19 protein-coding genes are annotated in these 21,816 nt (G+C 72.4%); 9 read left to right on the top strand and 10 right to left on the bottom strand.

Features of this window, described 5'->3' with window-relative positions; all coding sequences use genetic code 11:
• Nucleotides 1-10: 10 nt before the first annotated feature.
• The 3 genes from BLW86_RS26535 to BLW86_RS26525 form a co-directional block, all read right to left on the bottom strand.
• Nucleotides 11-1,450 carry an MFS transporter gene (locus BLW86_RS26535; protein WP_093876366.1) on the bottom strand — a complete coding sequence of 480 codons (1,440 nt, stop codon included), beginning with the start codon at nucleotides 1,448-1,450 and terminating at the stop codon, nucleotides 11-13.
• A 75-nt stretch (nucleotides 1,451-1,525) separates the two neighbouring features.
• Nucleotides 1,526-2,722 (bottom strand): lipid-transfer protein, encoded by a 1,197-nt coding sequence (locus tag BLW86_RS26530; RefSeq protein ID WP_093876365.1) that lies wholly within the window; start codon nucleotides 2,720-2,722, stop codon nucleotides 1,526-1,528.
• An 11-nt stretch (nucleotides 2,723-2,733) separates the two neighbouring features.
• Complete coding sequence (locus BLW86_RS26525; RefSeq protein ID WP_093878880.1) at nucleotides 2,734-4,935, bottom strand: acyl-CoA dehydrogenase family protein; 2,202 nt, start codon at nucleotides 4,933-4,935, stop codon at nucleotides 2,734-2,736.
• Between the two features lie 304 nt (nucleotides 4,936-5,239).
• Here BLW86_RS26525 and BLW86_RS26520 point away from each other — a divergent pair, with 304 nt between their 5' ends.
• The 3 genes from BLW86_RS26520 to BLW86_RS26510 all read left to right on the top strand — a co-directional run bounded on the left by BLW86_RS26520 (nucleotide 5,240) and on the right by BLW86_RS26510 (nucleotide 6,775).
• Nucleotides 5,240-5,662 carry a MarR family winged helix-turn-helix transcriptional regulator gene (locus BLW86_RS26520; protein ID WP_093876364.1) on the top strand — a complete coding sequence of 141 codons (423 nt, stop codon included), beginning with the start codon at nucleotides 5,240-5,242 and terminating at the stop codon, nucleotides 5,660-5,662.
• A 55-nt stretch (nucleotides 5,663-5,717) separates the two neighbouring features.
• Nucleotides 5,718-6,299, top strand: a complete 582-nt coding sequence (locus BLW86_RS26515; protein WP_093876363.1) for a hypothetical protein — start codon at nucleotides 5,718-5,720, stop codon at nucleotides 6,297-6,299.
• A 71-nt stretch (nucleotides 6,300-6,370) separates the two neighbouring features.
• Nucleotides 6,371-6,775, top strand: a complete 405-nt coding sequence (locus BLW86_RS26510; RefSeq protein ID WP_093876362.1) for a DUF4259 domain-containing protein — start codon at nucleotides 6,371-6,373, stop codon at nucleotides 6,773-6,775.
• A 72-nt stretch (nucleotides 6,776-6,847) separates the two neighbouring features.
• On the opposite strand, the gene BLW86_RS26505 is transcribed toward BLW86_RS26510, so the two are convergent.
• The 5 genes from BLW86_RS26505 to BLW86_RS26485 form a co-directional block, all read right to left on the bottom strand.
• Nucleotides 6,848-7,279 carry a hypothetical protein gene (locus tag BLW86_RS26505; protein ID WP_093876361.1) on the bottom strand — a complete coding sequence of 144 codons (432 nt, stop codon included), beginning with the start codon at nucleotides 7,277-7,279 and terminating at the stop codon, nucleotides 6,848-6,850.
• Nucleotides 7,272-11,906 (bottom strand): ricin-type beta-trefoil lectin domain protein, encoded by a 4,635-nt coding sequence (locus tag BLW86_RS26500; protein WP_093876360.1) that lies wholly within the window; start codon nucleotides 11,904-11,906, stop codon nucleotides 7,272-7,274. The genes BLW86_RS26505 and BLW86_RS26500 overlap by 8 nt, the downstream gene beginning before the upstream one ends.
• Before the next feature lie 213 nt (nucleotides 11,907-12,119).
• Entirely contained in the window at nucleotides 12,120-12,530 is a 411-nt protein-coding gene (locus BLW86_RS26495; protein ID WP_093876359.1) for a hypothetical protein, read from the bottom strand.
• Nucleotides 12,531-12,550: 20 nt separating this feature from the next.
• Nucleotides 12,551-12,832: a DUF397 domain-containing protein gene (locus BLW86_RS26490; RefSeq protein ID WP_093876358.1), complete on the bottom strand. Its 282-nt coding sequence runs from the start codon at nucleotides 12,830-12,832 to the stop codon at nucleotides 12,551-12,553.
• Nucleotides 12,792-13,640 carry a helix-turn-helix domain-containing protein gene (locus tag BLW86_RS26485; protein ID WP_093878879.1) on the bottom strand — a complete coding sequence of 283 codons (849 nt, stop codon included), beginning with the start codon at nucleotides 13,638-13,640 and terminating at the stop codon, nucleotides 12,792-12,794. The genes BLW86_RS26490 and BLW86_RS26485 overlap by 41 nt, the downstream gene beginning before the upstream one ends.
• A gap of 84 nt (nucleotides 13,641-13,724) precedes the next feature.
• Here BLW86_RS26485 and BLW86_RS26480 point away from each other — a divergent pair, with 84 nt between their 5' ends.
• A complete protein-coding gene (locus BLW86_RS26480) occupies nucleotides 13,725-14,132 on the top strand; it encodes an ATP-binding protein (RefSeq protein WP_256341435.1) in 408 nt (135 codons plus the stop codon).
• A 46-nt stretch (nucleotides 14,133-14,178) separates the two neighbouring features.
• Nucleotides 14,179-14,808 (top strand): class I SAM-dependent methyltransferase, encoded by a 630-nt coding sequence (locus BLW86_RS26475; protein WP_093876356.1) that lies wholly within the window; start codon nucleotides 14,179-14,181, stop codon nucleotides 14,806-14,808.
• 13 nt (nucleotides 14,809-14,821) lie between these two features.
• Here BLW86_RS26475 and BLW86_RS26470 read toward each other — a convergent pair whose 3' ends face one another.
• Nucleotides 14,822-16,558 carry a hypothetical protein gene (locus BLW86_RS26470; RefSeq protein WP_256341434.1) on the bottom strand — a complete coding sequence of 579 codons (1,737 nt, stop codon included), beginning with the start codon at nucleotides 16,556-16,558 and terminating at the stop codon, nucleotides 14,822-14,824.
• A 534-nt stretch (nucleotides 16,559-17,092) separates the two neighbouring features.
• Here BLW86_RS26470 and BLW86_RS26460 point away from each other — a divergent pair.
• The 3 genes from BLW86_RS26460 (at nucleotide 17,093) to BLW86_RS26450 (ending at nucleotide 20,078) form a co-directional block, all read left to right on the top strand.
• Complete coding sequence (locus tag BLW86_RS26460; RefSeq protein WP_093876355.1) at nucleotides 17,093-18,010, top strand: N-acetylmuramoyl-L-alanine amidase; 918 nt, start codon at nucleotides 17,093-17,095, stop codon at nucleotides 18,008-18,010.
• Between the two features lie 102 nt (nucleotides 18,011-18,112).
• Nucleotides 18,113-18,961, top strand: coding sequence for a DUF5336 domain-containing protein (locus BLW86_RS26455; protein WP_177181759.1), 849 nt, complete (start codon nucleotides 18,113-18,115; stop codon nucleotides 18,959-18,961).
• A gap of 106 nt (nucleotides 18,962-19,067) precedes the next feature.
• Nucleotides 19,068-20,078 (top strand): LLM class F420-dependent oxidoreductase, encoded by a 1,011-nt coding sequence (locus BLW86_RS26450; RefSeq protein WP_093876353.1) that lies wholly within the window; start codon nucleotides 19,068-19,070, stop codon nucleotides 20,076-20,078.
• Nucleotides 20,079-20,080: 2 nt separating this feature from the next.
• Here BLW86_RS26450 and BLW86_RS26445 read toward each other — a convergent pair whose 3' ends face one another.
• Nucleotides 20,081-20,623 (bottom strand): hypothetical protein, encoded by a 543-nt coding sequence (locus BLW86_RS26445; protein WP_093876352.1) that lies wholly within the window; start codon nucleotides 20,621-20,623, stop codon nucleotides 20,081-20,083.
• A gap of 236 nt (nucleotides 20,624-20,859) precedes the next feature.
• On the opposite strand from BLW86_RS26445, the gene BLW86_RS26440 reads away from it, so the two are divergent.
• Nucleotides 20,860-21,717 carry a helix-turn-helix domain-containing protein gene (locus BLW86_RS26440; protein WP_093876351.1) on the top strand — a complete coding sequence of 286 codons (858 nt, stop codon included), beginning with the start codon at nucleotides 20,860-20,862 and terminating at the stop codon, nucleotides 21,715-21,717.
• Nucleotides 21,718-21,816 lie beyond the last annotated feature (99 nt).

The following is a 21,816-nucleotide window of genomic DNA, read 5'->3' as shown; positions in this document are numbered from 1 at the left end:
GCGGGCATTGTCACCCACGGACCACCACGGGCCTGGACGGATTCGGGAGCCAGAAGAACATCAGTGCGGCCGCGCCGACGAGGACGGCCGTCGAGACGCGGAAGGCCGCCGCATAGCCGGCGGTGAGGCCGGCGGGGGTCGCGGTCGGGCCCGTGACGGCGGTCGCGAGCGTGGTCAGGGCCGCGATGCCGAGGGCGCCGCCCATCGTGCGGGAGGTGTTGACGAGGCCGGAGACGAGGCCCGCGTCGCCCGGGGCGGCGCTGGAGGTGGCGAGGGTGGCCAGCGGGGTGGTCGCCAGGCCGATGCCGCCCATCATCAGGATCCCGGGGCCGAGGATCGTCGTCAGGAAGCTGCCGTCCGCGGTCATCGTCGACTGCCAGGCGAAGCCGACGGCCCCGACGAGCGCGCCGACCACCGCGAGGTTCCGGGCGCCGACCGCCGGCATCAGGCGCGGGGCCAGCTTCGAGCCCACGACGACGCTGAGGGAGCTGGGGACGAGCGCGAGGCCGGCCTGGAGCGGGGTGTGGCCGAGGACGCTCTGCGCGTACGTCGTCATGAAGAACCACATGCCGAAGGAGCTCGAACCGCACAGCAGGATCCCCACGTTGGCCGCCGACACCGCCCGCGTGCGGAAGAGCTTCAGTGGCATCAGCGGGGCCGCCGTGCGGGCCTCGACGGTCACGAAGACCGCGAGGAGCCCGAGGCCGCCGAGGAGCGTCAGCAGGGTCGCCGGGTCGGTCCAGCCGGCCGCCTCGGTCTGGACGATGCCGTACGCGAGGGTGGCGAGGCCCGCGGTGACGAGGACGGCGCCCGGCAGGTCGAGGCGGCGGCCGGCGCCGGTGCGGCTCTCGCGGAGCAGGAGCACCGCGCCCGCCAGGACGACGACGCCCACGGGGACGTTGACCAGGAGGACCCAGCGCCAGGAGAGCAGGTCGACGAGGAGCCCGCCGACGAAGCCGCCCGCCGCACCGCCGGCCGCACCCACCGCCGTCCAGGTGGCGATCGCCCGGGTCCTGGCGGGGCCGGCCGGGACGGCGCCGGTGACCAGGGTCAGCGTGGCCGGGGAGAGGAGGGCCGCGCCGAGGCCCTGGGCCGCCCGGCCCGCGACGAGCTGCCAGCCCTCCTGGGCGAGGCCGCCGACGACCGAGGCGGCGGTGAAGAGCCCGAGCCCGAGCAGGAACATCGCCTTGCGCCCGTAGAGGTCGGCGGCCCGCCCGCCGAGCAGCATGAACCCGGCGAAGGCGATGGCGTACGCGCTGATCACCCACTGCAGACCGGCCGCCGAGAGCCCGAGGTCGGCGCGCATCGACGGCAGTGCGACGTTCACGACGGAGACGTCGAGGACGACGAGGAACTGCCCCGCGCACGCGGTCAGGACGACCGTCCAGGGGCGGGGGGAGCGTCGGGCGGCGGAGGACGCGGTCGTGGTGGCGGAGTCGGTCTGCGACATGAGTGTGATGGTCGCAGACCGCTTGCACCCCGTACATGGGAAAGAAGTCCTACGTCCCGCGCAGGGGACGAGGTCCTACGCCTTCCGCAGCAGCGTCACCACCGCCGCCCCGCCCAGGCCGATGTTGTGGGCGAGTCCGACCCGTGCCCCCGCCACCTGCCGGGCTCCCGCCTCGCCGCGCAGCTGCCAGACCAGTTCGGCGGCCTGGGCGAGGCCGGTGGCGCCGAGCGGGTGGCCCTTGGAGATGAGGCCGCCGGAGGGGTTCACGACCCAGCGCCCGCCGTACGTGGTGGCGCCGGACTCGACGAGTTTGCCGGAGGCGCCCTCCTCGCACATGCCGAGCGCCTCGTACGTCAGCAGCTCGTTGACGGAGAAGCAGTCGTGGAGTTCGACGACGTCCACGTCCTCGATGCCGAGGCCCGAGCGCTCGTACGCGAGGCGGGCGGCGGCCCGGGACATGGGGCGGCCGACCGCGTCGATGCAGGAGCCGGAGGCGAAGGAGTCCTCGGTGTCGGTGGTCATCGCCTGGCCGGCGATCTCCACGGCCCGGTCCTGGAGGCCGTGTTCCGCGACGAAACGTTCCGACACGACGACGGCGGCGGCCGCGCCGTCGGAGGTGGGCGAGCACTGGAGCTTGGTGAGGGGCCGGTGGACGGTCCTCGCGGCGAGGATCTCGTCGACCGTGTGGACGTCCTGGAACTGGGCGTTGGGGTTGTTCGCCGAGTGCTGGTGGTTCTTGGCGCCGACGGCCGCGAGCTGCACCTCGGTCGTCCCGTACCGCTCCATGTGCTCCCGGGCGGCGTTGCCGAAGATCTGGGCGGTGGGCGGGGACGTCTCGAAGCCGTGGGCGGCGGCCATGATGCCGTAGTGCCGGGCGACGGGGGACGTACTGAAGTCACCGGCGCCCGACCCGCCACCCAGCGAGCCCCTGCTCATCTTCTCGAAGCCGAGGGCGAGGACGCAGTCGGCGATGCCGCCCTCGACGAACTGCCGGGCGGTCATGAGGGCGGTGGAGCCGGTCGCGCAGTTGTTGTTGAGGTTGTAGACGGGGATGCCGGTGAGCCCGAGCTCGTACACGGCGCGCTGGCCGGCGGTGGAGGGCTGGAAGCAGTAGCCGACGGCGGCCTGCTCCACGCGCGCGTAGGGGACGCCCGCGTCGGCGAGGGCGGCGGTGCCGGCCTCCTTGGCCATGTCCCAGTACTGCCAGTCCCGGGTCTCCGGCTTCTCGAACTTCGTCATTCCGACGCCGACGACGTACGCCTTGGTGGTCATCGCGAGTCTCCTCAGTCCCTCGGCAGGCCGAGCAGGCGCTCGGCGACGACATTGAGCTGTACCTGGGTGGTGCCGCCCGCGATGGTGAGGCAGCGGGACATGAGCAGGCCGTGGACGGCCCGTTCGCCGGGGCCCTCGCGCACGGCGCCTTCGGGGCCGAGGAGTTCGAGGGTGAGTTCGGCGAGTTTCTGCTGGTGGAGGGTCTGGACGAGTTTGCGGACGCTGGCGCCCGCGCCGGGTTCGAGTCCGGACACCTGGAGCAGGGTGGTGCGCAGGCCGATGCACGCGAGCGCGTGCGCCTCGGCGAGCAGGGCCCCGATCCGTACGCGTACGGAGCTGTCGACCCGGTCCGCCCGGGCGATGAGCGCTTCGAGGCCGGTGTCGAAGGCGACCTGGTCGGCCATGTGGACGCGCTCGTTGCCGAGGGTGTTGCGGGCGACCCGCCAGCCGTCGTCCACCTCGCCGACGACGGCGTCGGCGGGGAGGATCGCGTCGTCGAACCAGACCTCGTTGAAGAGGGAGTCCCCGGTGATCTCCTTGAGCGGCCGGACGTCGATCCCGGGGGTGTTCCGCATGTCGACGAGGAAGTAGGTGAGCCCCTGGTGCTTGGGGGCGGTGGGGTCGGTGCGGGCGAGCAGGATGCCGTGGTGGGCCCACTGGGCGGCGCTCGTCCACACCTTCTGGCCGTTGATCCGCCAGCGTCCGTCCTCCGTGCGTTCGGCGCGGGTGCGGAGGGAGGCGAGGTCGGAGCCGGCGCCGGGCTCGGAGAAGAGCTGGCACCAGAGGCGTTCGCCGCGCAGGGTCGGGCCGAGGTGCTCGGCCTGCTGCTCGGGGGTGCCGTGGGCGAGGAGCGAGGGGACGACCCAGGTGGCGATGCCGAGTCCGGCGACGGTGATCCCGGCCTCGTCGAGCTCCCGCTGCACGGCGAGCTGCTGGAGGGGGCCCGCGCCGAGCCCGTACGGCTCCGGGAGGTGCGGGGCCGCGTAGCCGGTGGGGGCGAGGGCGCGCCGGGCGGCGGCCGGGTCGAGCCCGACGGCGGGGGCGATGGCTTCGCGGGCCTCGCGCCGGTACGCGTCGACCTCGGACGGCAGGTCGAGGCGGAGGCCGCGCCGGACGCCGGCGGCGGCGTGCCGGAGGGCGGCGAGCCGGTGGTGGTCGCCGGTGCCGAGGAGCTGGCGGGCGACGAGGGCGCGGCGCAGCACCAGGTGGGCGTCGTGCTCCCAGGTGAAGCCGGTGCCGCCGAGGATCTGGATGCAGTCCTTGGCGCAGGTGTACGCGGTGTCGAGGGCGGTGGCGGCGGCGAGCGCGGCGGTGAGGGAGCGGGCTCCCTCCTGGCTGTCCTGGCCGGCGCGGGCGGCGTCCCAGGTGAGGGCGCGGGCCTGTTCGAGCCGGACGAGCATGTCGGCGCAGAGGTGTTTGACGCCCTGGAACTGTCCGATGGGCCGGCCGAACTGCTCGCGGGTGCGGGCGTGTTCGGCGGCGGTCTCGACGGCGCGGGCGGCGGTGCCGCAGGCGTCGGCGGCGAAGAGGACGGCGGCGAGGTCGTGGACGAGGGTGGTGACGTCGCTCGCGGCCCCGTCGGGGTGCGCGTCGAGGGTCAGCTCGCGCGCGGCGGGCACGTGGGCGGCGCGGGCGGTGATCTCGGCGGTGGGGCGGGTGGGGTCGGCGCTCTCGTGGGGCCGGACGGCGAGGCCCTCGGTGTCGGCGGCGAGCCAGACGGAGCCGTCGGCGGTGGCGGCCCGGAGGAGCACGAGGTCGGCCTGGGGGCCGCCGAGGACGGGGGGCGCGGTGCCGTCGAGGAGGTATCCGCTCGCGGTGCGGACGGCGGTGAGGGTGCCGGTGCCGCCGAGGGCGACGGCCCCGATCCGCTCTCCACGCGCGAGCGTGCCCGCGGATGCGTGCTGCCCGCACCGGTGGAGGAGTTCGGCGGCGAGCACGGAGGGCAGGTAGGGCCCGGGAAGTAAGGCCCGGGCCGCTTCCTCCACGACGACGGCGAGGTCTCCGAGGTCGCCGCCCCCGCCGCCGTATTCCTCGGGGAGGTGCGGCCCGAGGAGCCCCTGCTCGGCGGCGGCGTCCCAGTACGAGGGCCGTCCGGTGGCGGTGTCGGGGACGTCCAGGTGCTTGCGGACTTCTTCGGGGGGTACGGCGCGGGTGAGCCAGCCCCGGACGGATCGGGCGAGCTCCCGCTGTTCGTGCGTGATGGCGATGCCCATGCTGATGCCCATGCGCGGCAGACTAGAACACGTTCCATTCTGACGGAAGGTCAGGAATCAGGGGAGAAAACATCTGCGCAGCACAGGGAAAAGCGTGTAGAGTTACCTGCGCAACGCAGAGAATGTACTGAGCAGCCACTTCTCCAACCGGTCTCGACGTGGATGTCGCCGGGCTGCGCCGCGAGTTCCCCGAGGTCGGCCGGCACGGTTTCGACGACTGGCCGCGGACGCAGGACTGGACGTCGATACTGGCGCCGGAACCGTCCCACCACCGACCGCAGCCATCACCACCGGGGAGTCCCGCATGGAGCGCAAGCCCAAGCCCATCGGCTTTCTGCTCAACCGCACCGACGAAGCCCTCACGCGTGTCATGGACGGCACGCTCGGGGAGTTCGGCCTCACCCGCCTCGCCTGGCAGGTGCTCAACGTCGTCAAGGACGGCGACGGAACGACCGACACCGAGGTCCTGTCGGTCCTCTCGGCCAATGCCGACGCCCCCGCCCTGACCGCCGCCATCGACACCACGGTCGCCGGCGGCTGGGTGTCCCGCCCAGCCCCGGGACGGCTCGCTCTGACCCTCGACGGCACCCACCGGCTGGCCGAGGTCGGCACACGGGTGGCCGCGTTCCGCACCCGGTCGGTCGAGGGCATCTCGCCGGAGGAGTACGGGATCGCCGTCCGCGTCCTGGAGCGCATGATCGAGAACCTCGAAGACCGCCGGTCCTGACACCGGCGCTGTGACAGCATCGTCGCGGAGACCGAACCGCACGCAGGGGGGCGACATGGGCGGAAGTCTGACGGCATTGCTGATCGCGGTGGTGGGCGTGGCCGGGACGCTGGGGGCCGCGCTGCTGACGCAGAACCGCGCCGACCGCACGAAGCGCATGGAGCTCCAGGCCGCCGCGGAACAGCGGCGCGAGGAACGCGCCCACGCCGAGGAACAGCTCCGGGCGGAACTGGAGCGGCAGACGCAGCGCGAGAGCCTGGAACGCCGGCGCGCCTGCTACATCACGCTGAACACTGCCGCGCGGCAGTACGTGACGTCCATGACCAACCATCTCCACGCACTCAGCCGCGGCGAGGACCCCGTCGTGTCGCTGGAGAAACTGGAGGCGGCCCGGCTGGCCTACCGGGACAGCTACGCCGAGTCCCAGATGGTCGTCCCGGAGGCGGTGGCCCGTGCGTCCCGCGAGGCCAAGAGACGTCTGAACGGCGCGTACGGACAGATCAGGGAGTACGCGGCCGACCCCTCGACGTACACGGAGGAACTGGCGGCGATGGGGCCTCGGCTCCATGAGGAGGTCTGGCCCTACGTCGGGGCGATGAAGGGAGCCATGCGCGTCGACCTGGGCGTCGACGACTGAGCGGCCCCGTTGTCAGTGGCGCCTGCCACGATCTCGGAGACCTGAACGACTCCGGAGAGCGAGCACGCGCCATGGGTACGTGGGACATAGGCCCCTTCGACAACGACACCGCCGCCGACTTCTCGTACCGGGTGGACGAAGCCCCGGAGGAGAAGCGGGCCGAGGTGCTGCTCGCGGCCTTCCGCGAGGTCACCGGGACGGGTGAGGAGTACCTCGACTCGGACCTGGCGGTGGAGGCCATCGCGTCGGCGGCCCTGGTCGCGGCCCAGTGCCCGGGCGGCGACCCGGTCACCACCTCGTACGCCCCGAAGAAGTCCCTGCCCGAACTCCCGGCGGAGTTGCGTCCGGCGGCCGTCGAGGCCCTGGACCGGGTCCTCACCGAGCCGTCCGAACTCCTGGAACTCTGGGAGGAGTCGGACGGCGAGGAGTGGAAGGCGGGCATCGTCCGGCTCCGGACCGTCCTCGCCGGGGCCTGACCCGAGAACCCCGCCGGGCAGCGCCCGGCGGGGTTCCGTTTCATCGAGCCGTCGGGACCGACGAGCAGTGCGTCAAGGCCGGAGGCCCTTCACGTACACCGCGCTTCCGTACGTGTGCCGGTCCGGTTCCTCGACCTGGAATCCGGCCGAGGCGAGGATTCCCAGCAGGGCGTCCCGCATGAGCTTATGGACGCTGTTGTAGTGCCGCACCGCCGCAGGCGGATTCGCGTAGTCGATCCCCTCCGCGAAGAGGCCGAGGGCCGTGGCCCGCAGCTCCGCGTCCGTCTGCCAGTCCACGAACACCCCGCCTTCGGCGAGGCGATCCACGTGAACCTCCGCACCGGCCGCACCCGACGGCCCCGAGGGACCACCGTCGAGATCGCTCCTGCGGGCGGGAAGCCCGGCCCGGGCCAGCTCGCGGCAGACCCTGTCGGCCAGGTCGTTCCACTCGGCGACGACCTCCGGCGGGGCATGGGGCGGCAGATCGAACTCGGAATCACTCACGCGCTTCTCCTTCCTCGACCGGGCCGGCGTCCGCCGCGGAACGCGCCATACGCCCTCCGCCGGCCCGCTTGACGTAGTCGGCGAGAAGGTCCCTCGCCTCGCGCCAGAAGTCGGGGTGGTACGGGACGGACCAGGTGACGGGCGTGCCCTTCTTGAGGGCGCCCGTCAGGGCGGAGGCGCAGTCCGGGCAGGGCTGTCGCTCGGTGTACAGGGCCGTGATCTGGGTGGGATCGAATCCCTTCTGCTTCAGCTTCTCCAGGATCATGATCTCCGAGTGGCCGTTGAAGCCACTGTTGCCGATCACGAAGTCACCTGTCTTGGGGTCGTTCCACCCCGGCACCTTCGCGACGGCGACATTGTGGTCGGCGCCGAAGTATCCCGACTCCGTCCTGAACTTGTACGCCAGGTGGCTCATCTCCTCGCTGTTGTAGGCGATGAGCCCCACAGGGCAGCCGTCGACGGGAGAGGCCGCCTGCGCGGACGCCGCGCCTGCGGACGCCGCCCGCGCGGCGGACAGCGGCGCACGGACCTTGGTACAGGTCTTTATGAAGCCGTCGAGTCCCTTGACCCCGATGCGGTAGACGACGTCGTCGCTCAGGCCGACAGCACGCAGGGCCTTGTAGGCGTCCGCGAAGGCGATTCCCGTCCGCGCGGCGGCGTCCACCGCCATCACGGCGTCCGCGATGGGCCGGAGGGCCTTGCCCGCGAACAGGGACGCGACGTCCACGGCCGCCCAGGCACAGCCGCTCCAGGTTCCGTTCTCACCGCCGGGGGCGATCTTCTGGGCGCACCTGATCCAGCTCCCGAAGAGGATGTCCACCGGGTCGACGCCCGCCTGGTACTCGGCGATCGTGATGGTGTGCGTGACCTCCTGGGACAGTTCCTTGGTCGGGTACTCACCCAGGTACGTGGTCGCGCCGGAGGGGCACGTCGACTTCGAGGGGTTCAGCACCTGCGCGGAGCACAGGTACAGGTCGAGGAACGCCTTGTACCGGAGCTTCGCGGTGATCGTGCAGTTGCCCGTGTAGAAGAGCGTGTCGATCCAGCCGTCGCAGCCCTCCGTCTTCCGCACGGTCTGCGGGTCACCGATGTTCTCGATGTGGTCGACGACGTAGAACATGTTGCCGATGGAGCCGCCCTGCTCGTCGACGACGGTTCCGGTGCCGATCTGCTTCGCCTTCCCGGCCTTCTCCGCCCTGTCGGCCGCCTCCTGGGCCTCCTTGGCGTACGCGGCGGCGTCCTTGGCGGCCTGTTCGGCTTCGGTCGCGGCGGCTGCGGCGCGGTCGGCGGCGGCGCGGGCGTCCTTGGCGGACTGCTCGGCCGCGGCGGCCGCGTCGCGGGCGGCCCGGGCGTCGAGGGCGGCCTGGTCGGCGGACTCACGGGCCTGCTCGGCGTAGCCTTCGGCGCGCCCCGCCGCCTTGTCGGCGGCTGCGGCGTCCTCTGCGGCCTTGCGGTCGTACTCGACGGTGCGGGCCAGGGACGCGGCGGCCTTCGAGGCGGCCACGGCGGCGTCGGCCGCGTAGCCGAGGGCCTCCTTGGAGTAGGTGCGGGCGTCGGCCGCGTGTGCGGCGGCGTCGGCCGCGTACTGGTAGGCGATCTTCGCGTCGCCGGCCGCCTGGTCGGCGATGTTCTTCGCGGCGGCGGCCTCTGCCTGCGCGTTCTTGGCGTGGGCGTCGGCGACGGCCTTCTGCTGCTCGGCGATCGACTTGGACGCCTGCCCGGTCAGCACGACGAGGCCGGCGGCCGAGTCGGTGGTGACGTACGGCGAGCCGAGCTGGATGGCGTCGTTGGCGGGCTTGGCGACCTGTGCGGCGGCGTTGCCCGCCTCCACGGCGGCCTGTGCGGTGACGTACGCGAAACCCGCCGCCTTCGCGGAGGCGGCGAGGGCCTTGGCGGCCTCCTTGTTGGCCTCGTCCGCCTGGGTCTTGGCGGTCTTGGCCAGCTTCTCCGCCTCCTCCGCCATCCTGACGGCGGTCTTGGCCTCTTCGGCGGCGTGCCCGGAGGCCTCGATGGCGTCGGCGGCGGCGCTGGTCGCGGTCTTCACCGCGGCGTCGGCCTTCAGCTTGGCGGCCTGGGCGGCGTCCGCGTCCGCGCGGGACCGCTTGGCGGCCGCCTCGGCACGGGTGGCCGCGGCGTCCGCCTCGGCGGCTGCCTGGGTCGCGGCGTCGGCCGCGGCACGGGACCGGCCCGCGGCGGCCTCGGCGTCGTCCGCGTGCCGGTCGGCCGCGTCGGCGGCGGCACGGGCGGCGTCCGCGTCCGCGCCGGCGTCCAGGGAGCGCGCGTAGGCCTCCTTGGCATCGGCCTTGGCGCGGGCGGCTTCGGCCTTCTGCTCGGCGTCCCAGGCGTCGTCCCGCTTGGCCTTGGCGTCGTCGCGGGCCTTGACCGCGTCGTTCTTGCGCGCGACCGCGGTCTTCTCGGCGGCCTGCGCCTTCTCCTTGGCCTCCTGGGCCTTGCCCGCTTCGGCCTGGGCGGTCTGCTTGTGCTGGGCCGCTTCGTTCTGCTTGGCGGCGGCGGTGTCCTTCTCCGCCTTCGCCTTGGCCTCCTCGGCCTCGGCGGCGAGACGCTTGGCGTGCGCGTCGGCGGCGGCCGCCTTGGCGTCGCCCTCGGCCTTCAGGGCGACGACGAGCTTGGCCTCCGCCGTCTCCTTGTCCTTCTTCGCGTTGTCGCGGTGCAGCTTGGCGGCGTCGGCCGCCGCCTTCGCCTGCAACTCGGCGGTGTGCGCGGCTTCCTTGCGGAACTCGGCGTTGACCTGCGCGGCCTGGGCGAGGGCGCGCTGGGTGATGGTCGCGCTGTCGCCCGCGGCGGCCCTGGTGGCGGCCTCGGCGGTCTCTCCGGCCTTCACCATCGCCGTCAGCGCGGCGACGGCCCCCTTGGTGACCTGCGCCTTCTGCCGGCCGACCAGGAGACCCCGGCCGCGCGGGGCGCCGGCGGCGTCCGCGATGCCGTACGCGGCCTGCACGGCCGCGTCGGAGGAGACGGCTGACTTCTTGGCGCTCTCCAGCTGGGCCTTGACCGTGGCCAGGTGGGTCTTCGCCGCGGCCTGGGCGTCGGTGAGGCCCTTCTTCGCCCTGTCGAACTGCGCCTTGTCCGGGTAGGACAGGCTGTCGGTGCCCTTGTGCCCGGACGGCTTGACCAGGAACTTCTGCGCGCTGGTGCCCTTGCAGTCCCACAGCCGCGTGTCCGTGCTCTTGGTGAACGCGCTGAGGTCCAGGCACTTACCGGTCGTCAGGTTCTTCAGGGGCGAGGCGGCGCGGACGTCGCCCTTCCACGACTGGCCCTTGGTGCTGTAGCAGTCCGTGATCTGGATCTTCGTACCGTTGGCCGAGGCGTTCCCGGCCACGTCCAGGCACTTCTGAGAGTTGACGTTGCGGAGGTGGAGGTCTTCCTCACCGCCCTCGATCGTCCACTGCTGGGCGGCGCCGCCGGTGCACGTGTAGATCTGGACCGGCGTGCCGTTGGTCTTGCCGCCGCCCTGGACGTCCAGGCACATGCCCGGCGCGCCCGGCACCTCGACGGTCACGTAGCTGTCGCCGATCCAGCCCACACCGCCGGCGGCCCAGTGGTCCTGCCAGCGGGTGTAGTAGTCGGCGAGCCACGACTGGCCGAGGAGCATGCTGAGCGCGTACGTGCCGTCCTGCAGCGCCTTCGTGGCGTCCTTGCCGGCGGTCAGAATCTGCTGTCGCTGCGCGGCCTGGCCGGTGATCTCCTGCTGCCACTCGGCCGATGCCCGCGCCACCTGCTTGCCGAGAACGCGGTTCGGGTCGATCGGGTCGTGCCAGCCGCACGCTCCGAAGCGGGCCTTCAGGTCCTCGACCGCGATCCGGAACTCCGGGGTGTCCGGAGCGGGAGCGGTACGGGGGAAGCCGCCGGAGGCGAGGAAGATGCGGGCGTCATCGGCGAACACCCGGGGAACGAAGTACTGGTTGGGCTCGATCTTCCCCGAGTTCTTCTTCCACAGCGCCCACGCCTCCTGCTCCTTCGGCGTCCCGCCGCTGGTGTAGAGCGGGTCGCCGATCGCGATCGCGGCGGCCTTCGTCCTGTCGTCGGCGGTGGGCGAGGAGTCGTAGAAGGGGTTGAACACCGTCATCGGGTCCCAGTACGACTGGTACAGCCATGGGCGCAGCCCGGTCTTCTCGAAGATCTTGTCCGGGTCCCGCGGCGCGTTGGGATAGGACTCCAGACTGGCAGCGCTCGACCACGCGTAGCCCTGCTTCTGGACCTTGTCGAGCCATTGCTCCGTGAGGGCTTGGTCCGCGTTCGCGGCCTCGCGCAGCGGAGTCATGTCGCTGCTGAAGATGTTCCGCGCGAACTTCTTGTGAAGCTGATCGGGTGGCAGCATGAGGGAGCTCTGCGCGAGGGCGAAGATGTTGGGCCCACCCATGCGCAGGGCCTCGGTGCCCAGACACTGGTCCTCGCGCAGTTGCTCGGCGGCCTTGACGTCGTAGCCGTCGTACGAGTCGGCTACGGCCGCCATGTCCGGCTCGGTGTCCTGCACGACCAGGTCGGGCCGGACGGCCACACCGCCGAGGACGGCCAGGACGGCGACGGACGTGATGGCGGTGGTGAGAGTGGTGGACGAGCGTGATCGAGAGGTGAACAACCCCGGTTTGAACCGCAAGAAGAGCATCCTTCACAGCGAACGAAGGCATGCCGGAGAGACCCGGGCGCCGTTCACAGTGAGCGGGCATCACGACAGGACGATGCTGTTCTCCCCCGGTGGGCGGTGTGGTTCCCCCGACCGCCGATGATGTGCGCGCATCGTGAGGGGATGGTCAGTCCCCGACGCACGCGACACCACTCAATCCCAAGGGGGCGACGCAAGGCAAGGGCCGACGGCGGTTCAGCGGCTCTCGGTCGGACGCCTCAGCGCGAGGACGACGCTCGTGACGGTCGCGCCGACGGCGGTGACCGCGAGGACGAGCAGCCCGGGGTTGACCCACCACGGGACGATCTCCTCGCCCGCGCACACCAGGCTCACGGGCAGCGCGCTGCTGGAGTCGGGCACCGCCATGTGCCCCGCGTTGAACCAGCACGCGTCCTCCGGCTGGAGGAAGGGCATGTACGAGAGCCCGTACACGTGCAGTGCCCCGCCCCCGACGAAGGCCGGCGCGGCGATCCAGGCGGCCTTCTTCGCGGGGGTACGGCGGGGCCGGGGCGGCGGGGGCAGTGCGGCGTTCTCCCGCCGGGCCCGTGCCAGTCCCACGTACGTGATCCCCGCCCACGTCGGCAGGAGGAGGGCGAGGATCACCATCCCTATGAGGGTCGCCACGGTCAGCGACCGATGCGCCCCTCGGCGGCGGCGCTCACGAAGGCCGCGAAGGCGGCGGGGGCGGCGAGGAAGGCGGGGCCTTCGGGGTTCTTGGAGTCGCGGACGGCGATGTGGGCGGTGAGGTCGGCGACCTCGATGCACTGGCCACCGTTGTCACCGCTGTACGAGGACTTCTGCCAGACTGCGGCGCCGAGGGGGGCACACTCGATGCAATCGCCTCCGTTGTCGCCGCTGTACGAGGACTTACGCCAGCGCGCTCCCGCCAGGTTCTGGTTGCTCCCCATAGTGTTCCTCCATGACGCGGGTGATCAGCGCGGTCGAGTCCTCCACCGAGAGAGCGGCCGCTCGGAGGTGATCGTAACGGAGCGACCCCTCCCTGAACGCGGCCGAATCCACGGTCATATGCCCCTGAACGAAGTCCTCGGTGTAGACGAGGTCGGGGTCGTTCTCGAAGCGGAGGAGATTGAAGGAGCCGTGCGATCCCGCGTGTGCTCCGACACTGAAGGGGAGGATCTGGATCTTCACCCACTCGCGTTCCTGCATCCCCAACAGGTGGGTCAGTTGCTCCCGCATCACCTCCCGCCCGCCGACCTCCTGGCGCAATGCCGTCTCGCTCATGACGACCCAGAACAGCGGCGGGTGTTCGCGGTCCATGATCCGCTGGCGCTCGATGCGTGCGGCGACCAGTCCGTCGAGATCGTTCTCGAACCGGGTCCCCATGAGGGCCCGGGCGTAGGTCTCCGTCTGGAGCAGTCCGTGCACCACCTGCGCCTGGAAAGAGCAGAGGTACGTCGCCTTCGCCTCCATCTCCGCGTACGGTCTGAACCACGACGGCAGTTGGCTCTTCAGTACCAGCCCCACCAGCCGCGTGAAGAAGCCGCCCGTCAGCAGCGCCGCGTCGAGCCGCTCCGAGAACTCCCTGGTCGGGACCTTTCTCGCCGTCTCGATCTGGCCGATCAGAGAGCCGGTGCAGAAGAGGATGTCGCCGAGCTGCGACTGGCTGAGTCCGGCTCCCTCTCTCAGCCGGCGGAGTTCGTATCCGTAGTAGTCCAGCGGCGAGGCGCTCGGATCCAGGTTGCGGATGTTGACCACGGCGAGGTCACCCCCAAGCAGACGCACCCAGGCGTTGTGTTCAGGCCGTAGCCGAGCGTAACGAAAGCACTCCACCCTGGTGGCATGAATCAGGCAACTGACCTCTATCCTCCGGAACTTGCCACCAGCTACCGCATGGGGTTCACCGTCGGTGAGCACTCCGCCGGTCACATGCGGCGCATCCTGCGCATGTTCCTCACGCGCTGGGAGCTCGACCACCTCGCCGACCCGGCGACGCTCGCGCTCACCGAGCTCGTCGCGAACGTCGTGCGGCACGTGCCGGGCCGGCGGTGTTCCGTGCTGATGCTGCGGGAGCCGGACGGGCTGCGGGTGGAGGTCGCGGACGGCGTGCCCGGCACGGTGTACGCCAAGGCCGCCGACCCGCTGGACGAGAGCGGCCGGGGGCTTTCGCTGGTGGAGGCCATGACGGACCGGTGGGGGGTCGAGGAGCGGGCCGACGGGAAGACGGTGTGGTTCGCGTGCGACGCATAGGGCACCATGGGCGCCCGTAGACGCGTACCCGCCAGTAGGAGTGACCATGTCCGAGCCCTCGCCCGAGATCCTTGCCGCCTTCGAGGCCGCGAAGGGGTTCATGCCCGTCGGAGAGGGGCTCGCGCTGTACGGGGCGGCCGTCGAGGCCGCGAAGCTGGGGCTGCCGCTGCTGGAGGTCGGGACGTACTGCGGGCGGTCGACGATCCTGCTCGCCGACGTGGCCCGGCAGGCGGGGACGGTCGCGGTGACCGTGGACCACCACCGGGGCAGCGAGGAGCAGCAGCCGGGCTGGGAGTACCACGACGCGAGCGTGGTCGACCCGGAGGTGGGGGTCATGGACACCCTGCCGACCTTCCGCCGGACCCTGCGCAAGGCGGGCCTGGAGGAGCACGTGATCGCGGTGGTCGGGCGGTCGCCGCAGGTCGCGAAGGTGTGGGGCGGGCAGCTCGGGCTCGTGTTCGTCGACGGCGGGCACACCGACGAGCACGCCACGAACGACTACGAGGGCTGGGCCCCCAAGGTCGCCCCCGGGGGCCTGCTCGTCATCCACGACGTCTTCCCGAACCCGGAGGACGGCGGCCAGGCGCCGTACCGGATCTACCTCCGCGCCCTGGAGTCGGGTGACTTCGAGGAGGTCTCGGTCACCGACTCGCTGCGGGTGCTGCGGCGTCGCTGACGCACGTGACGCCTCAGAACAGCGAGGTCACGTACAGGCAGTTCGTGTAGCTGTAGCCCTCTTCGATCTTCGTCTTGCTCGACTTGGTGTCCCCGGCGGTCGAGGTGCCGGTGGCCGCCCGCTTCTGGAGGAAGTGGTAGTCACCGGCGGGCAGCAGCAGGGTCGCCTTCGGGTACTTCGAGGAGGGCCCCGTGCACGCCTTGATCTTCGGGGAGTTCACGAGCAGCGGGGTCTGGTACTTCTTGCAGGTCCCGCACGCCTTGAGGGTGACCTTGCCGGTCATCGGGCCCGTGTAGAGCAGCTCTACCTCGCCGGGGCCGTCGTTGCTGACCACCATGACCATCCGGGCGCCGCCGGGGACGTCGGCCGGCGGCAGGCTCCTGCCGGCCTCCGGCTCCTCCTCGGCGATCTCGGCGGCGATGGCGATCGAGCGGGCGTGGGCGGCCTTCGGGCTGTTCGGGTACGCCTTGGCGTAGTCCGTCATGGCCGTGGCCGCCTCGCTGAACTCCTTGTCCTTGAAGTGGTCGGTCCCGCAGGCGAAGTCGCCCTTCTGGACCGCGTCCGCCGCCTCCTTCGACGCGCCCTTGAGGGACGGGGCCGGCATGTTGTCGAGGGAGGAGGCCAGTGCGCGCAGCTGGTCGGTGGCGTCGCAGGGCTCGGTGCCGGCGAGGGCGCCCGTCCGCGTCCTGATCGCCTCCCGGACGGCCGGTTCGACGCGGGTCGCCTGGGCGGACTCCGGGAAGGTGTCGAGGAGCGCGTTGAGGCTCTCGCTCGCCGGCGGGTTCGCCGTCTGCACGCCGAGCGCCGCCGTGCCGCACTGGTAGAGCGACTCGGCCAGCGGCTCGTCGGTCTTGGCGGGCCGGGAGCCGAGCAGCCCCTTGTCCACGGTGGAGGGGAGCTCCCGCAGGTGCGTGAGCGGCGGGACGGCCGCGCAGTACTGCTTCTTCCCGTACGGGGCGGAGACCGTCTTGTAGTACGCGTCGAGGCGGTCGGGGACGAGCTTCCCGGCCCGCGAGCCCGCGTGCTTCGTGCCGAGGTCCACATAGGTGTCGAGCGCCTTGCGGAAGGTCGGCTCGGCCTTGTCGAAGGCGAGGCCGTCGGCCTCCTTCACCAGCGCGTCGGCCGCCGCGAGCCGTTCGAGCAGCGCCTGCTCCTTCGCCTCGTCGCGGGCCGCGCCGTACGCGAGGGAGCCGCCGGCGGGCACGGCGAGCAGCACGAGGGCGAGCGGCAGCGCCAGGCGCCGGAAGGAGGCGCCGATCCGGAGCGTGGCGCGCAGCCCGCGCCGGGCGCCGTCGGCGGCGACGGCGAGCAGGAAGAGGCCGTAGCCGGCGAGGAGGCCCACGGGCACGCCGTCGACGTCGGCGGGGAGCGCGGCCACGAGCAGGGCGGCGGTGGCGAGCCAGCAGAGCGCGGCGCCGATCCAGTTCCGCAGCAGGACGTAGCCGAGGCCGAGGCAGGAGAGGTTGAGCAGCCCGATCATGGCGGCCTGAGCCGGGTTCGCGTCGCCGGGCGGCTGCGCGGGGCCGTGCGCCGGGGGCGGGCCGTACCCGGGCGGCCCGTACCCCGGCGGCGGCCCGAAGCCGGGCGGGGCGCCGGGCGGCGGCGGCACGGTCCCGGCCCCAGCCCAGCCGGGCGCGGCCGCGGGACCGGGCGGGGAGGCGTGCGGAGTGGCGCCCGCACCGTCCGCCCGCGCCGCGGCGCCGGACGCGGCACCGGCCGGCGTCCCGAAGGCGAGCGTGGGCGCCCCCACACCGGGACCGGCCCCGGGGGCCGCCGGAGCCCCGGAAGCCGCCGCGGCCGGAGCCGCCGGAGCCGCCGGAGCTGGAGCCGGAGCCGGAGCCGGAGCATCGTGGGCTGCCGGGTCCTCGGAAGCCGCCGCGGCCGGAGCCGCCGGAGCAGCAGCCGGCGGGATCGGCGCCGCAGGGGCGGCCGGGGCCGGAGCGGCCCAGGGCGGTGCGTCCGAAGGCGCTCCGGCAGGCGCTCCCGGAGGGCCGTCGGAAGCCGCTCCGGAAGCCTCCCCGCTCCCCTTGATCAGCCAGTCGCCGCCCGGAGGTCTGTCGTTCGGTTCGGGACGTGCGTCGTTCGGTTCGGGACGTGCGTCGTTCGGTTCTTCCCCCACCACGGTTCCCCCTCGTGGGTCCATGCGCGGTGACACCCCACCGCCGCCTCTTCCCACCTACCCTTCACGGTTCTCCCACACGCGTCCACCGTTCCGTGACGCCGGTGACCAACCTGCTACGTACCCCTGCGGCATTTCGCCCCGCACAGGGCCTAAAGTCGCGGGGTGCCGTACGACCACCGGAACACCGCCCGCCGTGCCCTCGCCCTCGCTCTCGCCGCCGCGGGCTGCTGCGCCGCACTCGCCGGGTGCGCGACCTCCCAGGCCTCGCCACCGAACGGGAAGGCCCAGGAGTCCCAGGTGCCCCAGGCGACCCAGGGCGAGAGCGGGACGCAGTCCCGCCCGCCGTTCGCCTCGTCCTCCGCCCCCCGGCCCACCCGCTCGCCGCTCCCCGCCTCCCAGGCGAGCCGTTCGCTCGCCGGGAGGACCGTCGTCATCGATCCCGGCCACAACTCCGGCAATTTCCGCCATTCCACCGAAATCAACCAGAAGGTCGATATCGGGACGGTTCGCAAGGAGTGCGACACCACCGGCACTTCCACCGACGCGGGCTACACCGAGGCCTCCTTCACCCTCGACGTCTCCCACCGGCTGCGGGACCTCCTCACCGCGCGCGGCGCCAAGGTGGTCCTCACCCACGACGGCGACCGCCCCTGGGGCCCCTGCATCGACGAGCGGGCCAGGATCGGCAACGCCGCCCGCGCCGACGCCGTCGTCTCCGTCCACGGGGACGGTTCGGCCGCGGGCAACCGCGGCTTCCATGTGATCCTTCCCGCAAAGGTGCGGGCGGGCTCCGCCGACACCGCGAGGATCGTCGCCCCCTCCCGCGCCCTCGGCGAGCGGATCGTGGAGCGCTTCGCGCGCGCCACCGGGGCCTCGCCCGCCAACTACATCGGTTCCGGTACGGGGTTGGACGTACGGGACGACCTCGGCGGCCTCAATCTCTCGACCGTCCCCAAGGTCTTCGTCGAATGCGGCAATATGCGTGACCCGAAGGACGCACAGCTGTTCACGTCGGCGACGTGGCGGCAGAAGGCGGCCCAGGGGCTGGCGGACGGCATCGCCACCTACCTCCAGGGGTAGTACCGGCGGGCGATAGATTCGCTCCGTACCATGGGGCCGCCCCCCCGTGTCATGAACCTGAGCGCCACCCCCGACGCGACGACCCGACGAAGGACTTCTTACGTGAATATCCGCTCCCTCACCCGAGGCGATGGCGTGCTGATCGGTGCAGCGGTGGTGCTGTTCATCGCCTCGTTCCTGGACTACATCTCCTACAAGGGCCTGAGCGCTGACGCCCCCAGCGCCTGGGACTCCCTGGGGAACGCCATCGGCACGTACATGGTGGGCGTGATCGGCGCAGCTCTGATCGTCCTCACCCGTGCACTGCCTCAGCCGCGCAAGGTCCTGGGACTGGACGTCGTCCAGTTCGGTGTCGCCGCCACGGTCTTCACCGCCTGGTCGTTCTTCTGGACGATCATCGACCTCGGCGGGGTCGACGCCGGCGCCGGCCTCATCCTCGGCCTGATCGCCGCCCTGGTCCTGGCCGGTGCCGCCGTCGCCGGTCCGATGGTCCCCGCCCTCAAGGCCCCGCTCGTCGGCGCGCCCAAGCCGCAGACCCCCTCGCCGTACGGCATGCAGCACGGTCAGCCGGGTCAGCCGGGCGTCCCCGGCGGCTACGGCTACCCGGGTGCGCAGCAGCCGCAGTACGGCGGACCGCAGGACCCCTCGCAGGGTGCGGGTCAGCCGTTCGGCGCGCACGCCGTCGCCCCGCAGCCGCAGGCCCCGCAGCAGCCCGAGCCGCAGGCGGCCGCTCCGGCCGCGCAGCCGGCCTCGGACTTCGCGCCGTTCTGGTTCGCGGTCCCGGTCGCGCGTCCGCTGTACGCGGAGGACGGCTCGCAGGCGCCGATCGCCGAGCTGGCCCCGGGTACCTGGTACCTGGCGGTCGAGCAGCGCGGTCCGGGCCTGGTGGCCCAGACGCAGGACGGCCGCCGCGGTGTCCTCCAGGACACCACGGGCATCCAGCGCGGCTGATCCCCGCTCACGAACGGCCCCCCGCCCGGAATCCCTTCCGGGCGGGGGGCCGTTGCCGTACAGTCCCCGCAACACACCTGACGAAGCGTCAGAAAGGATGTGGGGCATGCGACTCGGACTCGCCCTCGGCTACTGGGGCCGCGGCCCCTCCCCCGACCGCCTCGACCTCGCCCGCGAGGCCGAACGGCTCGGCTACGACTCCGTGTGGACCGCCGAGGCCTGGGGCTCCGACGCCTTCACCGCGCTGACCTGGATCGCCGCCCACACCAGCCGCATCAGGCTGGGCACCGCCGTCGCGCAGATGGCCGCCCGCGCCCCCACCACCACCGCGATGCACGCGCTCACGCTCGACCACCTCTCCGGCGGGCGCGTGCTGCTCGGGCTCGGCCTGTCCGGGCCGCAGGTCGTCGAGGGCTGGTACGGGCGCCCCTTCCCCCGCTCCCCGCTGACCGCGACCCGCGAGTACGTGGACGTGGTCCGCCAGGTGCTGCGCCGCGAGGCCCCCGTCCGGCTCGACGGACGCCACCACTCCCACCCGTACAACGGCCCGGACGGCACCGGCCTCGGCAAGGCCCTCAAGCCGATCACCCATCCGCTGCGCGCCGACGTCCCCGTCCTGCTCGGCGCCGAGGGCCCCAAGAACATCGCGCAGACCCTCACGATCGCCGACGGCTGGCTGCCCCTCTACTGGACGCCCGACCGCTGGGCCGAGGTGTACGCCCTGCCGGAGACGCTTCCCGAGGGCTTCCTCGTCGCCCCCATGGTCCGGGCGCGGCTCTGCGAGGACGTGACGGCCGGGCTGCTCCCGGTCAAGGCGATGCTCGGCTTCTACATCGGCGGCATGGGGCACGCGGCCCGCAACTTCCACGCCGACCTGATGGGACGCATGGGGTACGAGAAGGAGGCCCGCCGCATCCAGGAGCTGTTCGCGGCGGGCCGGCGCGAGGAGGCCGTGCTCGCCGTACCGGACGCCTTCGCGGACGAGATCTCGCTCGTCGGCCCCCGGCGGCGGATCGCCGGGCGCCTGGAGAAATGGCGGCGGGGCCCGGTGACGGACCTGCTGGTCACCTCACCGGACCCCGCCACGCTCCGCCTCCTGGCGGAGCTCAACTCATAGCTTCAGCCGCCCAGCTGGGAGGCGCTGGGGACCTTGTCCACGACGTTCGCGCCGGCGCTCTTCCCCGCCTCCTTGACGCTGTTGATGACGCCCTCGAAGGCACCGACGTCCGCGTCGCCCGCCTCGCCCTTGCGGAGCTTCGTCCCCAGGTCCTTGAGCGAGTCGATCCCGGCGGAGAGCGGCGCGACCGCCTTCGAGAGCAGCGGGTCGCCCTTGGCGTTGTTCACCGCCGCCTTGAGCCGGTTGTACGTGAACGCGCCCGCGAGGCCCGCCTTCACCAGGGCGAGGGTCCGGCCGTCCGCGCCCTTCTTGAACTTCCCCGCGCGGTACGGCTTCACGATCCACTGGTACGTGGCGCCCGCGGCCAGACCGGCGTTGGCCACGAACCGCGTCTTCGCCAGCTTCTGCTGCTCGAAGCTCGCGGAGGCCGAGGGGGTCGCGGCACCGCTCGCGCTTTGCGTGTCGTCGTTGCAGGCGGCGGTGGTCAGGAGCAGGGCGCAGGACAGCAGCGGCGCCACGACTCCGCGCGAAACGCTTCTGGGCACGACGGGACCTCCCTGGTGGCTGTGCCGCCAGCCTCGCCCGGGGCCCCCTCGCCCGCCACCGGTGCGGCTCCGTACGGGTTCGACCATCCCTGCTCCTGGACATCTCCGCAGGTCAGAGCCGAGGGACATCCCACCGCGTCCCTGGGACACCGTCACCTCTGGCACCGTCTCAGGGCCCTCCCGACAGTGGATCTCCGGCCCGGGACGGATCCGGGCACGGGAGTTCAGAGGAGTCGATGGTGAGACGCCGCGTGTGTACGGGGGGCGGCAGGTGTCAGTGGTACTACGGGAGGCCGGACGCCCGGCTGGGGCCGGGCATCGGCACGTACCGGGGGTTCCGCTCGACGGCGGGCGTACCGCAGGAGCGGCTCGTGGTGCCGAGCGGGCGGGTGTCGCTGCTCATCGGCTTCGGCGGCGAGCTGCGGCTCGGCCGTACGGGCTGCGGGGAGGCGGCGGCCGCGGCGCCGGCCCACACGTCGGTGGTGTCCGGTCTGCACACCCGGGCCAGGGTGCTGGGGCACCGGGGAGACCTCCACGGGGTGGAACTCACCCTCGCCCCCTGGGCGGCGTACCGGCTCTTCGGCACCTCCCTGGGGGAGCTCGCGGAGACGGTCACGGACCCGGCGGACGTCCTCGGTGCCCGGGTCCGCGAGCTCGGCAGGGCCCTGGAGGCGGCCCCGGGGTGGCGGGAGCGGTTCGCCCTGCTCGACGAGGCCCTGTTGCGCTGGACGGCCGGGGCAGCGCCGTCCCGCGAGCCGTCCCCCGCCGTCCTGGAGGCGTGGCGGCTCCTCGAGCGCACGGCGGGTTCGCTGCCGATCGCCGAGCTGGCCGCCAGGACGGGCTGGAGCGTGCGGCACCTGGAGAACCGCTTCCGCGAGCAGATCGGCCTCACCCCGAAGCGGCTGGCGCGCGTCCTGCGCCTGAACCGGGCGATCCGGCTCCTCGCCACGGGCGGCCCGGCCGCCGGCGTCGCGGCCGACTGCGGGTTCTACGACCAGGGCCATCTCAGCCGCGAGTTCACCGCGATGACGGGAATGCCTCCGGGCCGCTTCCTGGCGGCCCGGAGTGGGACCAGCGCATGGCTGGCCGGTTAAAACCGGCCATTCCGCGCAGTGCGTTTTTTTCCAATACGAGGTCGCACGGTGGATGTCAGCCTGTCTGCGCGCGTGACCCACCAGATCGCTCACGACGAG

The sequence above is a fragment of the Streptomyces sp. TLI_105 genome (genome assembly GCF_900105415.1).
In the GTDB taxonomy this organism is placed as follows: domain Bacteria; phylum Actinomycetota; class Actinomycetes; order Streptomycetales; family Streptomycetaceae; genus Streptomyces.
The sequence above is the reverse complement of the archived record's forward strand: the minus strand, read 5'-3'. Positions and strand labels throughout refer to the sequence as shown.